We start from the raw sequence: 16,407 nt of genomic DNA on the forward strand, positions 1-16,407 counted from the left end.
TGTAGAGTGGCTATTTTTGTGATGGCTAAACTTTTTGGGGTATACTTTATGATGGAGATAATTGACAGGGGGGAGTTTAAGTATGGCATATAACAAGATTCGGTGGGGGATTATTGGTTGTGGGAATGTGACGGAAGTAAAGAGTGGTCCAGCATTTCAAAAAATCACGAATTCCGAGTTGGTTGCAGTCATGAGAAGAACAGGTGAGTTAGCGGAAGATTATGCAAAAAGGCATAATGTATCGAAATGGTATGATAATGCGGACAAGCTTATCAATGATCCAGAGGTTGATGTAATCTATATCGCAACTCCCCCAGGATCACATAAAGAGTTTACACTGAAAGCAGCACAGGCTGGAAAACCAGTATATGTTGAGAAGCCTATGGCTCGTACTTTCACAGAATGTCTAGAAATGATTGAGGCTTGTAAAGAAGCAAATGTTCCTTTGTATGTCGCTTATTATCGCAGAGCACAAGAGCGGTTTTTGAAAATCAAAGAACTACTGGACAACGGTGCAGTGGGGGATATCCGCTTTGTGTCAACTACACAATATCGCAAAGCTTCAGAAGATCCGAACAACCTTCCATGGCGAGTTCAGCCAGAGTTATCAGGTGGTGGGCTGTTCTTTGATTTAGCAAGCCATACTCTTGATATATTAGATTTCTTGGTTGGACCGATTAAAGAGGTTCATGGTTTTGCTTCCAATCACGGTAGCCTATATCTAGCAGAAGATATTGTTACGGGTACCTATGTATTTGAATCTGGCGTACATGGTGTTGGGAATTGGTGTTTTACAGCATTTCAAAATGAAGACGTGAATGAGATTGTGGGTAGCAAAGGAAAAATTACGTTCTCTATGTTCGGAAATGAGCCTGTCGTGTTAACAACAACTAATGGAACGGAAGAGTGGAGCTTTAAACGTCCTCAGCATGTACACCAACCATTAGTGGAAACCATTGTTGCAGAATTAACAGGTAAAGGAGTCGTTTGCCCAAGCACAGGCGAATCAGGAGCTCGAACAAACCGGGTAATGGGAGAAATGGTAAAAGGATATTATTCCAATCAGTGAGGATCTAGCCCGCGGGAAGTACGTATTGCTTCTTCGGGGGCTTATTTTTTTGTTGCTAAACCACCATTGGTTTTTATCGGATTTTTGTATTTAACTTTAAATGGAAACAAAAATTAAAAGATTGCTATACTTTAATACACTTTTTTTAGCAATATTGTGATAAAATAGTTGATATTATTATCAGAATAATATAAGATTTCGATTAATAAAAACTTAAAAGATTTAAATTAAATGAAAGCTGGGATTAACATGACGACAGATTTTACAATTGATATCACCCTTACAACTGACAAGAAGGAAATTCCTCCATTCGATCAGTTGGTGTTTGGAACAAGCTTCACTGACCATATGTTTATGTGGGATTATACGGAAGGAAAAGGTTGGCACGATGCGCGAATTGTACCTTATCAATCAATTCCTTTGGATCCTGCAGCTACTATTTTTCATTATGGTCAATCGGTATTTGAAGGATTAAAAGCCTATCGTACAAAGGACGAAGAAATTTTATTGTTCAGACCGGATCAAAACATGAAAAGATTCAATAAGTCTAACCAGCGTTTGGTCATGCCGCAGTTTGACGAAGAATTTGCCATTCATGCTTTGAAGAAGCTAATTGAAATCGATAGAGAATGGGTGCCAAATCTTCCGGGTACTTCGTTATATATCAGACCATTTATGATTGCTACGGAAGCACATCTTGGCGTTAATCCGGCTAAAAACTATAAATTTATGATTATATTATCCCCAGTGGGTTCTTATTATAAAGAAGGTATCAATCCTGTAAAAATTGCTGTAGAAAATAAATATGTTCGTGCAGTTGCAGGTGGTACAGGTGATGCAAAAACAGCAGGGAACTATGCTGCGAGTTTATTAGCATCAGAAATTGCAAGTGAAAATGGTTATTCGCAAGTATTATGGCTTGATGGTAGAGAGAAACAATATATCGAAGAAGTTGGCAGTATGAACATCTTCTTTAAAATCAATGGAGAAGTTGTCACACCAGCATTAAACGGTAGTATTTTAGATGGAATCACTCGTAAGTCGATTATTGAACTCTTAAAATACTGGAATGTTCCTGTAACTGAGAGAAAAATTTCAATTAATGAGGTTCAACAAGCTTATAACGATGGCGTGCTTGAAGAAGTCTTTGGAACAGGCACAGCTGCTGTTATTTCACCAGTTGGAGAGCTTTTCTACAATAATGAAAAATCTATTATTAACAACGGTGAAACAGGAGAGTTATCGAAAAAACTATATGATACAATTACTGGAATTCAAAACGGTACAGTAGAAGATCCGTTTGGCTGGACTGTAAAATTATAAGGAATAAAAAAGTGCTTACCGATGTGGTAGGCACTATTTTTTTGCGGTGGGGACAGGTTCCTTGTCCCAGAAGCACAATGCTATTTTAAAAGATAACGAGCCAATAAATATAAGATGCTACTAACAAACCAGTGTATGCCCACGATAGCTTACGTTGCCATGTGGCTGGTTGAAAAGTGGTAAATAGAAATGTGATAGGTACTAGTGTCCAAGGCAGTAAAAGTAATAGACTTAGGAAAATCAAACCGAGGGACATACCAATAGATCCAACTCCTATTGAAACTTTGGCTAAGTAAGCTGACGCCCCTAATCCAAAAGGAGAGACTAGAAGCAAGAAATAACTTTTAAGACGGAAGGCTAAGAAAAACGTACTAAGAGATTCTGTTTCGAAAATTCCGAAATTAAAATGTGAGAGTGGCTCACGAATTTTCTCAGGAACTAATTGCATGTTCATCACTCCTAATAGAATGGTATATGAGGTATGTAAAAAAATCCTATATATATAGTATACGAAATAAACAGTAAAAAGTTTTACAATTATACAATAATATTCCAAATAATTGGATTTTTTGGCTAGTGAGATGGAATATTCTTGCCCTCACTTCCCTGACCTAAGGTGACCAAGGGTACGAAAAGGTGTTAATCATACCCTCACATTGCTGACCTAAGGTGCCTGAGGGTACGAAAAGGTGTTAATCGTACCCTCACAGTCCTGACCCAAGGTGACTGAGGGTATGAATAGGAGTTAATCGTACCCTCACAGTGCACGCCTCTAGTGACTGGTGGTACGATAACAATCTTTTTATGTCACTCCTCAACCGTCTTATAGCAGTCCCGAGGTCGATTCCTTCGACTCCACTCACCGCCCCCAACCCAACCCAAAGTCTAAAAAATTTGCTTCAAAACCAACAATATTAAATAATAGAAGTAGTTTAGCAATAAGATAAATGAAACAATAATAGGGGGTACAGACATTGGAAATAGGAATCAGTACTTTTGTTGAGACAACGCCGGATCCTCGGACAGGCGAGGTCTTTAGCCATGCCGAGCGAATTCGTGAAGTGGTAGAGGAAATTGTTTTAGCCGACCAAGTAGGTCTAGATGTATTCGGTGTGGGGGAGCACCACCGTGAGGATTATGCAGCTTCAGCACCTGCTATTATACTAGCAGCGGCTGCATCGCAAACAAAGAAAATTCGTCTAACAAGCGCGGTTACCGTACTTTCGTCGGCCGATCCTGTTCGCGTGTTCCAGGATTTTTCAACCGTTGATGCTATTTCGAATGGACGAGCTGAAATTATGGCGGGAAGAGGATCTTTCATCGAATCATTCCCTCTATTTGGCTATGATTTAAAGGACTATGATGAGCTTTTTGAAGAAAAGTTAGATCTACTTCTTCATATTCAAAGGTCGGAGAAAGTGACCTGGCAAGGGAAGCACCGACCATCCATTAACAATAGAGGCATCTATCCAAGACCTGTTCAAGATCCATTACCAATCTGGATTGGAAGTGGAGGAAACCAAGAATCAGTGGTACGTGCGGGTCTTTTAGGACTACCACTCATTCTTGCAATTATTGGAGGAAGACCCGTTCAATTTGCTCCACTTGCTGAACTATACAAGAGGGCTGTTGCGCATGCGGGACATGATTTTTCAAAGTTAGCGATTGCCTCCCATTCGCACGGGTTTGTTGGTGAAAGCATGGAAGAAGCGGCCGAAAAATTCTTCCCATCAACAGCGCAGTCGATGAGTAAATTAGGAAAAGAGCGTGGCTGGGGACCATATACCCGGGATACCTTTGACCATGCCCGAAGCTTTGAAGGTGCTTTATATGTAGGTGACCCTGAATATGTTGCCAATAAAATCATCCACTTGCGTAAAAACGTTGGGGTTACTCGTTTTATGCTTCATTGCCCTGTTGGAACAATGCCGCATGAGGATGTCATGCGCTCAATTGAACTACTAGGGAAAGAAGTAGCCCCACGTGTCAGGGAAGAAGTAGCGAAATGGGAAGCAGAGAACGAAGCGAAATAAGAAAATAGAGGAGAAAGTAATGGGGAATCTATCTCATAAACAGTTAGCAACAGAATGCTTTAACAAAGTGTGGGATCTATTAGAAATTACGAATCGTACGGAATATGAAACAGAGGAAATGATGCATCTAAGTCATGCTTCGTTTTGGCATTGGACGCAGGTTACAGATCATACCGAACAAAATCGTTCAATTGGATATTGGCAACTTTCACGAGTTTATGCTGTAGTGGATAATGGAGTTCAGGCCCTATACTTTGCAAAGCAATGCGTAGAAATCAGTAAGAAGGCAGAGCTAGCTCCATTTTATATTGCTTACGCATACGAAGCGTTGGCGAGGTCTTATATCGTTCTAGATGAAATAAGCCAAGCTGAAGAAACCATTATTCAAGTTAAAAAGTACACAGAACTTGTAAAAGTTGAAGAAAGTAAGAAGCTCTTATTGGCAGATTTAGCAGAACTAATGAATAAAATATCATGACCTGCATGCATAACTTATGTTAAAAATTGGGATATTACTACTTGAGGTGAATAATTATGAAAAAAATAGTAATATCCCTGATTACTCTTGTCATCTTATTCCCATTCCAAGTCGGTGCACAAGCAAGAGTTGAATGCCCGAGTGTGAGTCTGTTAGAGGATACATCAACCATTAATAAAGATGAACTCATACAGGCATTAGAAACAATCATTCCTCGTACATTTGGCGAAAGTGATTATGGAAATCATTTTTCGGATTGGGAAGTCGTAACAGCGCAACCTTTAGATGAAAAAGTTGCGAAAGAGTACCAAATGTCTACCAAATATTGTGGACAAGAAGTTGCAGACAAGTCGTGGTTAGTTACATTGCATTTTCCAAGATGGGAAGGAAAAAGTGACGTAGCAGCGGATGGCCAAATCTTTGTATCAAAAAATAAAGATAATGGTTGGTTTGTCTGGTACAGAAATCAATAAAATAACGCAAACAAACGCTTGGAAAAAAATCCAAGCGTTTCGCTTTTTTAATATGTGGAAAATAGATTAGTGCGTAAAGGTGAATTATATTTTTTTAACTCTTGCCTCAGCCGTTTGTTTATACAGTTGATGACCGAAAACAGCAACCCCAGCTGCAATTACTCCGTTATATAAAGCCTCTGCAGTAAAGCCGTAGAAAAATGTGCCACCTGCTAGAGATACCCCTAATAGAATCCATGTAATAGCCCAATTCGGAATAGTCGGCGTTGTTTTTAGGAAATACCCTATCACCCAAAGTACAGGGACCAACATATAATAATTTTCATTTAAAAATTCAAGCAAGTCCATGGTTGTCACCTCCTTAGTTCATCGTATGAAAGGTAAGCAAAATGTGCTTGTTCGAATATCCCAATAATAAAAATTTTTATGTGAGTGAATACTCACTTTTTTATTGACGTTCTCCAAAATACAAACGATAATGAAAGTGAGTAATCGCTCATTTTTGTGAAGAGGAGGCAGTTTAATGGCCGATACGGTAGTAATTAATAAAGTAAGTAAAAGCTTTGGGAAAAACGTGGTGCTAAATGAAATTGACCTATCTATTGAGGAAGGAACGATTTACGGTTTTATTGGACCCTCAGGTGCGGGTAAAACCACATTAGTCAAAATGATTGTAGGAATGGACTCGCCAGATCAAGGCTCTATCCAAGTGTTAGGAGAGAAAATGCCTAATCTTGAGCTTTTGCAGGATATTGGCTATATGGCTCAATCCGATGCATTGTATACAGAGCTAACAGGGAAGGAAAATCTTGCTTTTTTTGCTTCTCTTTATAAGTTAAATCGTGCCCAAACGAAAGAACGAATTGCATATACCTCAAACCTAGTCAATCTGTCGGATGACTTAAATAAAAAGGTATCTACGTACTCCGGTGGGATGAAACGACGTTTGTCTCTCTCCATTGCGTTGATACAAAACCCGAAAATACTGATTCTTGATGAACCAACTGTTGGTATTGACCCTGAGCTGAGGCTCTCTATTTGGAATGAACTAATCCGCTTAAAAAAAGAAGAAGGTAAAACGATTATCGTCACAACTCATGTCATGGAAGAGGCGGAACGCTGCGATTATATCGCAATGGTCCGAGATGGTCGGATCATAACGAGAGGTACACCAAGTGATCTGAAAGAAGCATATGGTGCCAGCAATTTTGATGAAGTATTTTTACAAGCAGGGAGGGTGGGACAATGAGAATCATCGCACTCATAAAAAGAATTTTTCAGCAGTTGCTTCGTGATAAGCGGACATTAGCCTTGCTATTTGTTGCCCCACTGCTCATTTTGTCTCTCATGAATGTATTGTTTGATGGACCTTCCGTTAATCCTACTATAGGCGTTGTAAATATTGAGGATAAACTTATTGAAACCATTAAAGAAGCAGATATTGAAATAGAAGAATATAACGAAGCGACAAATCCTGAACAAATGATCCTAGACAATGAACTTGATGGCTTGCTTGTGATGGAGAATAATCAGGTAGTCTTAACGATAACTAACAGCGACCCATCATCCGCAAAGGCATTGCAGATGAAGGTCAACCAGGCATTTGCCTCACAGGCACAGGAAAATCTAGTCAATCAAATACCTACACTCAAGGATTTAGCTACAATTGATTTAGAAATAAACTATGTCTACGGTAATAGTGATACTGTTTTTTTTGATGTGCTTAGTCCAATTTTGATCGGTTATTTCGTATTCTTTTTTGTATTTCTAATTTCAGGAATTGGTTTGCTAAAAGAAAGAACAACAGGTACGTTAGAGAGATTAATGTCAACTCCTATCCGTAGGGGAGAAATTGTGACTGCATATTTAGTTGGCTTTGGCATATTTGCTATCATTCAAACAGTTATTGTTGTGTTTTTTACTATTAATGTGTTGGATGTCGTGCTAGTAGGCTCAATATGGAATGTTATTCTCATTAATTTAGTGCTTGCGTTAGTTGCTTTATCTTTAGGAATTCTGTTATCGGCATTTGCTGCATCTGAATTTCAAATGATTCAATTTATACCCATTGTCATAATCCCGCAAATATTTTTCTCTGGAATTATCCCACTAGAGGGAATGGCCGATTGGTTGCAGATTGTTGCAAAAATCATGCCGATCTATTACGCAGCGCATGCATTAAAGGGAGTTATGTATCAAGGTTTAGGATTATCAGATATCGGCTTTGACTTATTTGTGTTAATCATGTTTGCAGCCGTTTTTATTAACCTAAATGTTTTCGCACTGAAAAAGTATCGCGCATTATAGTAAGGAAGTGAAAGGAACTTGTCTAAAGAAAATCTATTAGATGTCATAATTGAACAAACAAAGCTATCCAAGAAACCAACTGAAAAACAACAGAAAATAATTGAATCAGCCATAAAAATGTTTGCAGAAAAGGGATATGCCAATACGTCTACAAACGAAATCGCAAAAGCAGCAGGAGTTGCAGAAGGAACCATTTTTCGTCATTATGGTACGAAAGATAACCTACTGCTTTCGGTTATGATTCCGTTCTTAAAAGAGGCTTTACCGGGAATGGCTGAAAAAGTATTTAAAGAAGTACTAACTGAGGATACACTGTATTTTGAAGATTTTTTAAGGAGGATCCTCAAAAATAGAATTGAATTTATTAATGAAAATCAGGAAATTTTTCAAATCATCGTCAAGGAAATATTATATAGTGAAGCATTAAGAAAGGAACTTGTTCCGTATTTCTCTTCCAATGTCATGAATCGCGTTGCACATGCAATCGAATTATTCAAGAGCCGTGGAGAAATAAAGGATCTTCCTACAGATACCCTGTTAAAAATACTAATGACAACATTCGGTGGTTTTCTTGTCACTCATTTTGTGCTTAAGCCATCCCAAGAAAAAATGGATATCGACCAAGAAGCGGAAAACTTAGTCCGTTTTGTGATGGATGGTATCAGAAAATAAACAGAGCCTTGCCCGACAATACATGCCGAGCAAGGCTTTATTTTTACATGGATAATGGTAATGTTTGATTTTTTCGACCTGCAGATTCCTTCTTCCCATGCATAAAGAAGTAAAGAATAATACTCGCTAAAGCCACAATTCCTAGAATAGAATAGAGCTTGCTGTATCCTGTAATTGGAACAAGAAATCCTAATAGATAAGGGCCAAACCCAAGCCCTGCATCCAAGAAGATATAGAAAGTTGAGGTCGCAAGCCCCATACGATGTGCTGGTGTTAACTTGATCGCAACTGCTTGAGTACATGACTGCATATTTCCGAATCCTAGCCCGATAAGTGCACCAGAAAGTAGGAGAGTTATGCTGTTGTGAGCAATACTTAATAGAAACATACCAATTGCTAATAGGATAAAGGCTGGATACATGACGTAATTTGCACCTTTTATATCCATTAACCGTCCAGTGAAAGGACGAGAAAGCAGAATCGCAATGGAATACACAAGGAAGAAGAAGCTTGCTGCAGTTACTAATTCAATTTCAATCGCATAGAAATTGATAAACGAAAGAACACTTGCGTAACAAAGCGAAATTGCAAAAGTAACAATCGCAATCGGAAGTGCTTTCGGTTCCACATAATTCGCAATTGAAAAGCCTTTTTTCTCTTGAGTTTGATTTGATTGTACTTCGATTGGTGGCACATAAAGGATGAGTGAAGTGAGAAGAGTGATGACCCCAATCACAAGACATAGACCGAAGATAACCTGGTAGCTCGTATGCTGAGACATAAATAATCCGATAAATGGTCCGATCGCCGTTGCTAGTGTCGCACTCATACTAAAATAGCCAATTCCTTCACCTCTACGTTTAGGCGGGATGATTTGAGCAACAATTGTACCAGTCGCGGTGCTAGCGATGCCAAGTGTAATGCCGTGAATGAAACGATTAATTAGGAGAAACGTGATTCCGGCATGTACGAAGTATAAGAAGGTTGTGATTGTAAAAAGAATCAACCCAATAAATAATGTTTTTTTACGACCAATCATATCGATATAACGGCCAATAAAAAGTCGGCCAATTAACGTTCCGACAATAAAGATACCTGTGACAAGCCCTGCTTGGCTCGTAGAAGCACCATATTCATCAACCGCATAAACGGCAATGATGACAACCAATAGATAAAAGATAAAGGTTAAGAAAAAGTTGATGGAGGACACAATAATAAAATCCTTCGTCCACAGTTTTTGATTATCCAAGTTGAAAATCCCCTCACTTTATTAAATTGTTTCGTATTGTTTTCATAATCTGAATGGCTTGGAGTAGTTCCTTTTCAGATACCCCCTCTATTATTTCCTTTTCAAATTCATCAACTGTTTCCCTGACTTCTAGATACACTTTTTTACCAAGGTCAGTAAGCTGCATTCTTTTTTCTCGCTTGTCTTTCCCAGGAATGTTTTCTACATATCCGAGTTCTTCTAAACGATTGATGGTTCTTGTAACAGTTGGCTTTTCGACTCCTAGGTAATTAGAAATTTCCACGAGTGTAGGTGAGCCAAAGTTTACAATGTAGTACAGTATGGACCATTGTGCTCTATAAAGCTGGTGTTTACCAAGTTCAACATTCAGCTTACTCTCAAATGGTCGATATAATTGAGTTAGTTGTTGAAAAAACAATTGAAAATTTTCGATTGAATTTCACCTCTTTTGGAAATAGTTACTCAAGGTAATAGTTAACGAGGGTAACCATTTGATTATAATATCAGACATCATTGTAATAGTCTATGAAATAAACATATAAAAATGAAAAAAGCGTGATAAAACTGTTTCCAGTTTACACGCCTTTTATGATCATTGCTTGAGGATTCGCTATGAGCCAAGCACCGGGCTTTCCTGCTCTTTTACCCTGGTAATAAAAACCAATGCAAAAACTAGGCTCCCTGCTGCAGCAAGAAATAACACACTGAATCCAAACAGGTCAATTAAGTATCCAAGAGTCGGGGGTGACGTGATCGCTGCCAATGAGGAAACTAAATAATAAAGCCCCGTTCTCGTTCCGAAGCTTTTTTCACTTCCCGTCGAAACAATAAAGGGGTATGCGTTAATGTTAACAAATGCCCAAAATATGCCTCCCAAAAATAAAATCGCCCTCAAGAGAATAACCGAATCAACCCAGTTTAATAGTAAAAACGAAACAATTAGCCCAATGACACCGATGACAATAACTTTTTTCTTGCCAATTTTTGCACCTAGGAGGCCACTTGGAATGGCTGAAATCACAAAACTTAATGAAAAAAAAGTAAGTGAAAAAGCAGAAGCGCTTCTGGAAAGACCTAATTCATTTACACCATATAGGGTAAACAAAGCCTCCATTCCTTGTATGGCAATAAACCAAAAAAAGATAGCTGCCAAGAGGTACATCGTCGAGGCATTCAATTCTTCCTTATAATTTATCCTTGGTATAACTGTTTCTGTATAGGAAAGGGCATCACGTTGTTCTTTTATCTGTTTAAATACAATCCAAAGGGTGAGTAGGAAAACAACGGAAACGGCAAGAAATGGGAGAGTCTCATCGACGCTGAATAAGAATGAGCCGATACTAAATGCTAAGATAGCACCACAGCCCCCCATAAAATTGATAATTCCGTTTGCTTTTGTACGGTCTTGTTCTGGGGTGATATCGGGCATCAAAGCTATCGTAGGGGAACGGAAAATCGACATCGATAAGTTCATACATAACATAAATATCAGTAAGGATATTAGCCCAGTGTGGAAGGGAATGAGGGTGTAAAATAGGGCTGCAAGTGGCACACCAACAAGTAAATAAGGCATCCTGCGTCCAAAGCGAGTTCGAGTTCGATCACTTAATTGTCCAATATACGGCTGTAAAAAGAGAGCAATATAATTATCGATGGTCATAAGAAACCCGATCAAAGCTGTACTAGTAATGAAATTATCCAGAAAAAAAGGAACAAATCCGTTATACAAAGACCATCCTAGACTAATGCTAAAAAAGCCAAACCCTAATAACCAAGTTTTTTTCATGCTCGCTCTCCTTGATGTAGATCAAATGCGCCTTGGCGTATTTGTACCCATTGGGACTTCTACTGAATATATCAAACATACTTCTAATTTATGCCAGATCATAGTGCTTTTTGCCTGTTTTTATACCTATTCTTTAAGATTTGTTTCATTTGTTTAAAGCGCGAAAATAATGTATCGTAGACAATATGTGATTGAGCAAAAGTGAGATAGAAAGTGGGAAGATGAAATGAAAGAACGTAGCTTAATTTTTTTTGACATAGATGGAACACTCTTGAACCATGATAAAAAACTGCCATCTTCAACGAAGGAAGCCATCTTTAAACTAAAGGAACTCGGACATGAAGTTGCGATTGCTACTGGCCGTGCTCCTTTTATGTTTGAAGACCTTCGCGAAGAGCTAGGAATCGGTACATATGTTAGCTACAATGGGCAGTATGTTGTGTTAAACGGTGAAGAAATCTATACAAATCCGTTAAATGAAGAAGCCCTTATTCAATTAACTGAAAAGGCACTTGCCAACAATCATCCGATCGTTTACATGGACCACGAGGACATGAAAGCAAATGTGCCTGAACATGAATTTATTACGGAAAGCATTGCAACATTAAAAATCAAAAGTTTTCCAACCTATGATCCAAAGTATTATGAAGGACGTAAATTGTTCCAATCGTTATTATTTGTCCAAGAAGGCGAAGAAGGGCAATATGAAAAAGAATACAAGGACTTTGATTTTGTGCGCTGGCATCCGGTTTCTGTAGACGTCATCCCAAGCGGGGGTTCAAAAGCAAACGGAATAGAGAAACTTGTTGATAAAATAGGGATTCCTTCAGAACGCATTTATGCCTTTGGCGATGGGTTAAATGATATGGAAATGCTCACCACTGTTCAAAATAGTGTAGCCATGGGGAACGGACTGGACGAAGTAAAAGAAGTAGCGAAGTACGTAACCAAATCAGTTGAGGAAGACGGAATCCTACACGGACTAAAAATGGTAGGGTTGTTATAGAAATAGTCGTGAACCAAAATGAAAAGAGCAAAAGCACGAAAAACCTTGTTGCTTTCGCTCTTTTTATGTTTCATCATTCATGATTTAAAGATATCATCTATATCCTGAATTTCTTTTGGTGTTAATGTTATTTCTAAAGCTTTAAGGTTACTAACAATTTGTTCCGGTCGTTTTGCCCCAGGGATAACAGAATCAATTCCATCACGACTTAAGTACCAGGCAAGGACAAGATGTGCCATTTCAACATTTTTTGATTCGGATATGGTTCGTAATTGCTCTACCTTTTCAAGATTTTGCAGGTATGATTCCGCTTTAAAATAAGGTAATCTTGCTCGAAGGTCAGTGAATGTGGAGTCCTTTGAAAACTTACCGGTTAGCAAACCTGCTGCTAAAGGATAAAATTGTATAAACGAAATATTGTTCTCAATCGTGTAAGGTATAATGTCATTTTCTAATCCTCTATCTAATAAATGATATCCACCCTGATATACATCTACGTAACCGTCCTGGTTCGCTTCTCTTAGTTGATCTATTGAAAAGTTTGATACCCCGATTACTCGTATTTTCCCTTCGTCTTTAAGCTCTTTCAAAGCACCGATAGCCTCAGCTTTAGGCGTTGTTTTATCGGGTTTGTGAATATAATAGATATCAATATAGTCTGTTTTTAAGCGCTTTAGGCTTTCTTCAACCTCTTGCTTTAGGAAAGAAGGGGAGTTATCAAATTGTATTTTTTGATTAATAAGCTTGGGGCCACCCTTTGTTGCAATAATGACATCAGCGCGATTTTTCTTCTCACTTACAACTTCACCAATCAATTCTTCTGACCTTCCAAATCCATAGCTATATGCCGTATCTATAAAATTGATTTCATGATGAAATGCTGTTCTTACTAAATCTTTCCCAACCTCATCATCGAGGTTTGAATAGATATTATGACCACCAATCGCATTTGCTCCCAACCCGATTGGATTAATATATATATCGGTTCTACCTAAACGAACTTGTTTTGTCATGTAAAGCATCTCCTCTAAGCGAAAACATTTTATTTCAAGGGCTTATAATCAACATCAACTTTATCTTTTTCCTGATAAGGGGAGAGCATAAATGCGGCCTTAAAATTTGTTTCCCCTTTATTCACAAGATAATGAACTTTTTTCGGCTCGACATGGATAAAATCCCCTTTAGTGCAATTGAAAACTTCGCCATCGATGTGGATTTCCAATTCGCCTTCAAGAATAAAGAAATTTTCCTCCATAACATTATGGTAATGGGCAGGGAAGTCTTGACCAGGTTTTAAAACGACTACACCAAAGTTCATTCTTGGACCTCTTTGAAGATATTTCGGACCACTATCACCAAATCTGTATTCCTTTTCGCTCTCATTAATAACCGTCATTGTTATCACTCCAAGTCGCTTATTTTAAGCCTAATATTCGGGCGCAAATTCGCCGAGGCTCATTTGATTCCAGGTGCTATCCACATATGCTCAGTTAAACCACTATTTGCTAATTCAAGCTGATGCTTGTAAATGTCCTTCCACTTACTGAATAACTCATCATACACTTCCCGATTTTCTTGATTTGGTAAATAGGTTCTTTCGAAATGAATGACTTTTGCTATAGCATCATTAAAATCCTCATAGACCTTCGCGCCCACACCTGCACAAATAGCGGCACCTAGGGCAGTCGATTCCTTTACAACCGGAACTTTTATAGGTTTATTAAGGACATCGGAAACAATCTGGCACCACAACTCACTTTTCGAAGCTCCACCCGCAAAAATAATTGATTCAGGGGAAGTATTTGTTAAAGCATTAACCAATTCGATATTCCCTTTTGTTACAAAAGCTGAATTTTCCATAATAGATCTATAAAAGCTTGCTTTGTTATACTTCTGGGAATCAAGTTTAAAATTAATAAAACCAGGGGCGGCATGCTTCCAAGATTTATAGTTCATTTGATCTGAAAAAGTGCATAGCAACCCAAAGCTTCCGGCAGGAATGTTTTGTGCTCGTTTTTCCATCTGAACATAAATACTTTCTCCGGTTTTATCTTGAATGTCCTTTTCAAGCTCACAAAAACTATCTCTAAACCATCTCATCACTAAGCCTGGAAAAAAGGCAATTGCTTCGTATTGCCAAGTATTAGGTACAGCATGGCAATTAATTCGAACTCTGCATTCATCGTCGATTTCAACATGATTTGTCGTATATTCGTACTGCCAGAAGCTCCCTCCAAAAATAGCGGCATCTCCTTCATTAATAACCCCTACACCAATACAACCAAGCTGCGCATCTCCACCTCCAGCAACAACAATTGTTTGAGGGCTTAATCCTGTAAGCGTTGCCATTTTATTCGTTACGTTTCCAATTACCGTACCACTTTCATATACAATTGGAAAAATATCATTTCTCAAGTTTACTTTTTCGGCGATACTTGGATCCCATAACCTGCTTTTTAAATCAAAGAGTCCAGTAGTACAGCCGTTTGAAGGCTCGACTGAGATTATATCTGTGAGACGATAGGTTATCCAGTCATTAAGCATCGTTACGTATTTTATCTTTTCGTATGTGTCAGGGAGGTTATTTTTAACCCAAAGTATTCGAGGGATGGCACCTAAGGAAAATGTCTGACCAGAGAGTTTATAAATCTCGGATTCTAGTGAATCGCTCTGGCTATATAGATTTGCAACTTCATTGGTTGAACGTGAGTCAACATTCGCACATGCCCATAATTCCTTGCCTTTGTCATCATATAAAACGATGGCTTCTCTCATACTAGTCGTAGAAATGGCAAGTATATCACTTGGGTCTATTTTACTTTTGTCGATCGTTTCTTTGATGAGGTCAGTAATGATACTGATATTTTTATTGATATCAAAATCCATAGAGCCTGGATATCTTTTATCTTCATGATGTGTCCATTCAGCCTGTGAAACGCAAACCTCTTGGCCAGTTGTGTCAAATAAGATTACTCTCACACTTCCAGTTCCAGCATCGATAGCCATTAGGAATTTCCCCTTCATTCCTATTTCCCCCTTATCAAAAAAGATAGTGTTCTCTCTTTATATCAAACCTTGGGCAACTGATTCATCAGTAATTAGAACATCAATATATCCCCCCTTAAGTGCACCAATTATTGCATCTTTTTTTTCAAGGCCGCCAGCAACAGCTACTACATGATTAAGGGATTTTAGTACATCAATTTCAGTACTAATTAGTTGTTTATGAAAATCTAAATCTAAAACATTGCCATTGATGTCGTAAAACTGGCATAGTAAATCGCCAACTGCACCTTTTGACTTTAATATTTCAAAGTCATTTGTATTGAAATAGCCTTCTTTAATTAAGGTGGCTCGATCATTCAGAGCGCCTATTCCGATTACTGTTAAATTCGTATACGGTATCATATCTAATATTTTGCTTACTGATTGTTCCTTTCGTAAATGCTCTGCAATATTTTTAGAGGAAACGATTAAGGGGGAAGGAACAATGTAATGATTGTAGTTAGGGTTCGTATAGTAGTCTGATCTCGTATCGATAGCAGTAGGCATGTAGAATTTTACACCGCCAGAAAGAGAAACAAATGTCACTTTGTATTTTGTTGAGATACGCAAATGTCCTAAAGTTCTAGATACAGCTTCTCCGTAACCAATACTTAACATCGTATCACTTGTAATTCGATCTTCTATATACTGGGCAGCAGCTATCGTTAAACTTTCAACATTCTTTTGATTTGACGTAGGTACAATGATGATATCCTTTAGATTATATTTTTTCTTAATCTTATTTTGGAGACTAAGATTCTCAATTTCTTCCAGGTTGATTTTAAATTGTATCACATTGTTTGTTTTTGCTTTTTCAAGGTATTTAATAACCTTCATTCTTGATAAATTAAGAGATTCTGATATCTCATTCTGCGTTAAACCTTCAATATAATATTGCCACGCAATTTTTACGATTAAGTCATTTTCATAGTTCATTATAATCACTCTTCTTAACTATATTTTTGG

18 protein-coding genes are annotated in these 16,407 nt (G+C 38.0%); 9 read left to right on the plus strand and 9 right to left on the minus strand.

The window, feature by feature from the left end; genetic code table 11:
* Positions 1-82: 82 nt before the first annotated feature.
* A complete protein-coding gene (locus tag CKK03_RS02110; RefSeq protein ID WP_099360982.1) occupies positions 83-1,069 on the plus strand; it encodes a Gfo/Idh/MocA family protein in 987 nt (328 codons plus the stop codon).
* Between the two features lie 249 nt (positions 1,070-1,318).
* On the plus strand, positions 1,319-2,392 hold the full coding sequence (locus CKK03_RS02115; RefSeq protein WP_099361166.1) for a branched-chain amino acid aminotransferase: 1,074 nt from the start codon (positions 1,319-1,321) through the stop codon (positions 2,390-2,392).
* A gap of 85 nt (positions 2,393-2,477) precedes the next feature.
* Here CKK03_RS02115 and CKK03_RS02120 read toward each other — a convergent pair whose 3' ends face one another.
* Positions 2,478-2,840, minus strand: coding sequence for a hypothetical protein (locus CKK03_RS02120; protein ID WP_099360983.1), 363 nt, complete (start codon positions 2,838-2,840; stop codon positions 2,478-2,480).
* Between the two features lie 526 nt (positions 2,841-3,366).
* Between CKK03_RS02120 and CKK03_RS02125 the strand changes: the two genes are divergently transcribed.
* The 3 genes from CKK03_RS02125 to CKK03_RS02135 are packed head-to-tail and all read left to right on the plus strand — an operon-like array spanning position 3,367 to position 5,376.
* A complete protein-coding gene (locus CKK03_RS02125; RefSeq protein ID WP_099360984.1) occupies positions 3,367-4,425 on the plus strand; it encodes an LLM class flavin-dependent oxidoreductase in 1,059 nt (352 codons plus the stop codon).
* A 19-nt stretch (positions 4,426-4,444) separates the two neighbouring features.
* Positions 4,445-4,903, plus strand: a complete 459-nt coding sequence (locus CKK03_RS02130; protein WP_099360985.1) for a hypothetical protein — start codon at positions 4,445-4,447, stop codon at positions 4,901-4,903.
* Positions 4,904-4,959: 56 nt separating this feature from the next.
* Positions 4,960-5,376, plus strand: coding sequence for a hypothetical protein (locus CKK03_RS02135; RefSeq protein WP_099360986.1), 417 nt, complete (start codon positions 4,960-4,962; stop codon positions 5,374-5,376).
* 84 nt (positions 5,377-5,460) lie between these two features.
* Here the strand turns inward: CKK03_RS02135 and CKK03_RS02140 are convergent, their stop codons facing one another.
* Positions 5,461-5,724, minus strand: a complete 264-nt coding sequence (locus CKK03_RS02140; protein ID WP_099360987.1) for a phage holin family protein — start codon at positions 5,722-5,724, stop codon at positions 5,461-5,463.
* A gap of 175 nt (positions 5,725-5,899) precedes the next feature.
* Here CKK03_RS02140 and CKK03_RS02145 point away from each other — a divergent pair, with 175 nt between their 5' ends.
* From CKK03_RS02145 to CKK03_RS02155, 3 genes are read left to right on the plus strand one after another with little or no spacing between them, the layout of a single operon-like run.
* Positions 5,900-6,625, plus strand: coding sequence for an ABC transporter ATP-binding protein (locus CKK03_RS02145; protein WP_099360988.1), 726 nt, complete (start codon positions 5,900-5,902; stop codon positions 6,623-6,625).
* Entirely contained in the window at positions 6,622-7,683 is a 1,062-nt protein-coding gene (locus CKK03_RS02150; protein ID WP_099360989.1) for an ABC transporter permease, read from the plus strand. The genes CKK03_RS02145 and CKK03_RS02150 overlap by 4 nt, the downstream gene beginning before the upstream one ends.
* 18 nt (positions 7,684-7,701) lie before the next feature.
* A complete protein-coding gene (locus CKK03_RS02155) occupies positions 7,702-8,355 on the plus strand; it encodes a TetR/AcrR family transcriptional regulator (protein ID WP_099360990.1) in 654 nt (217 codons plus the stop codon).
* A gap of 43 nt (positions 8,356-8,398) precedes the next feature.
* Here CKK03_RS02155 and CKK03_RS02160 read toward each other — a convergent pair whose 3' ends face one another.
* The 3 genes from CKK03_RS02160 to CKK03_RS02170 form a co-directional block, all read right to left on the minus strand.
* Positions 8,399-9,613 (minus strand): MFS transporter, encoded by a 1,215-nt coding sequence (locus CKK03_RS02160; RefSeq protein ID WP_425432836.1) that lies wholly within the window; start codon positions 9,611-9,613, stop codon positions 8,399-8,401.
* Between the two features lie 4 nt (positions 9,614-9,617).
* Positions 9,618-10,022 carry a MarR family winged helix-turn-helix transcriptional regulator gene (locus CKK03_RS02165; RefSeq protein WP_099360992.1) on the minus strand — a complete coding sequence of 135 codons (405 nt, stop codon included), beginning with the start codon at positions 10,020-10,022 and terminating at the stop codon, positions 9,618-9,620.
* A gap of 192 nt (positions 10,023-10,214) precedes the next feature.
* On the minus strand, positions 10,215-11,390 hold the full coding sequence (locus CKK03_RS02170) for an SLC45 family MFS transporter (RefSeq protein ID WP_099360993.1): 1,176 nt from the start codon (positions 11,388-11,390) through the stop codon (positions 10,215-10,217).
* Between the two features lie 226 nt (positions 11,391-11,616).
* Here CKK03_RS02170 and CKK03_RS02175 point away from each other — a divergent pair, with 226 nt between their 5' ends.
* Positions 11,617-12,396 carry a Cof-type HAD-IIB family hydrolase gene (locus CKK03_RS02175; protein ID WP_099360994.1) on the plus strand — a complete coding sequence of 260 codons (780 nt, stop codon included), beginning with the start codon at positions 11,617-11,619 and terminating at the stop codon, positions 12,394-12,396.
* 77 nt (positions 12,397-12,473) lie between these two features.
* On the opposite strand, the gene CKK03_RS02180 is transcribed toward CKK03_RS02175, so the two are convergent.
* The 4 genes from CKK03_RS02180 to CKK03_RS02195 are packed head-to-tail and all read right to left on the minus strand — an operon-like array spanning position 12,474 to position 16,377.
* Positions 12,474-13,409, minus strand: coding sequence for an aldo/keto reductase (locus tag CKK03_RS02180; protein WP_099360995.1), 936 nt, complete (start codon positions 13,407-13,409; stop codon positions 12,474-12,476).
* A 29-nt stretch (positions 13,410-13,438) separates the two neighbouring features.
* Positions 13,439-13,792: a cupin domain-containing protein gene (locus CKK03_RS02185; RefSeq protein ID WP_099360996.1), complete on the minus strand. Its 354-nt coding sequence runs from the start codon at positions 13,790-13,792 to the stop codon at positions 13,439-13,441.
* Positions 13,793-13,851: 59 nt separating this feature from the next.
* Positions 13,852-15,420, minus strand: coding sequence for an autoinducer-2 kinase (gene lsrK, locus CKK03_RS02190; RefSeq protein WP_099360997.1), 1,569 nt, complete (start codon positions 15,418-15,420; stop codon positions 13,852-13,854).
* A 39-nt stretch (positions 15,421-15,459) separates the two neighbouring features.
* Positions 15,460-16,377, minus strand: a complete 918-nt coding sequence (locus CKK03_RS02195) for a sugar-binding transcriptional regulator (protein WP_099360998.1) — start codon at positions 16,375-16,377, stop codon at positions 15,460-15,462.
* Positions 16,378-16,407 lie beyond the last annotated feature (30 nt).

This window comes from Fredinandcohnia onubensis (genome assembly GCF_002734215.1).
GTDB lineage: Bacteria > Bacillota > Bacilli > Bacillales > Bacillaceae_L > Ferdinandcohnia > Ferdinandcohnia onubensis.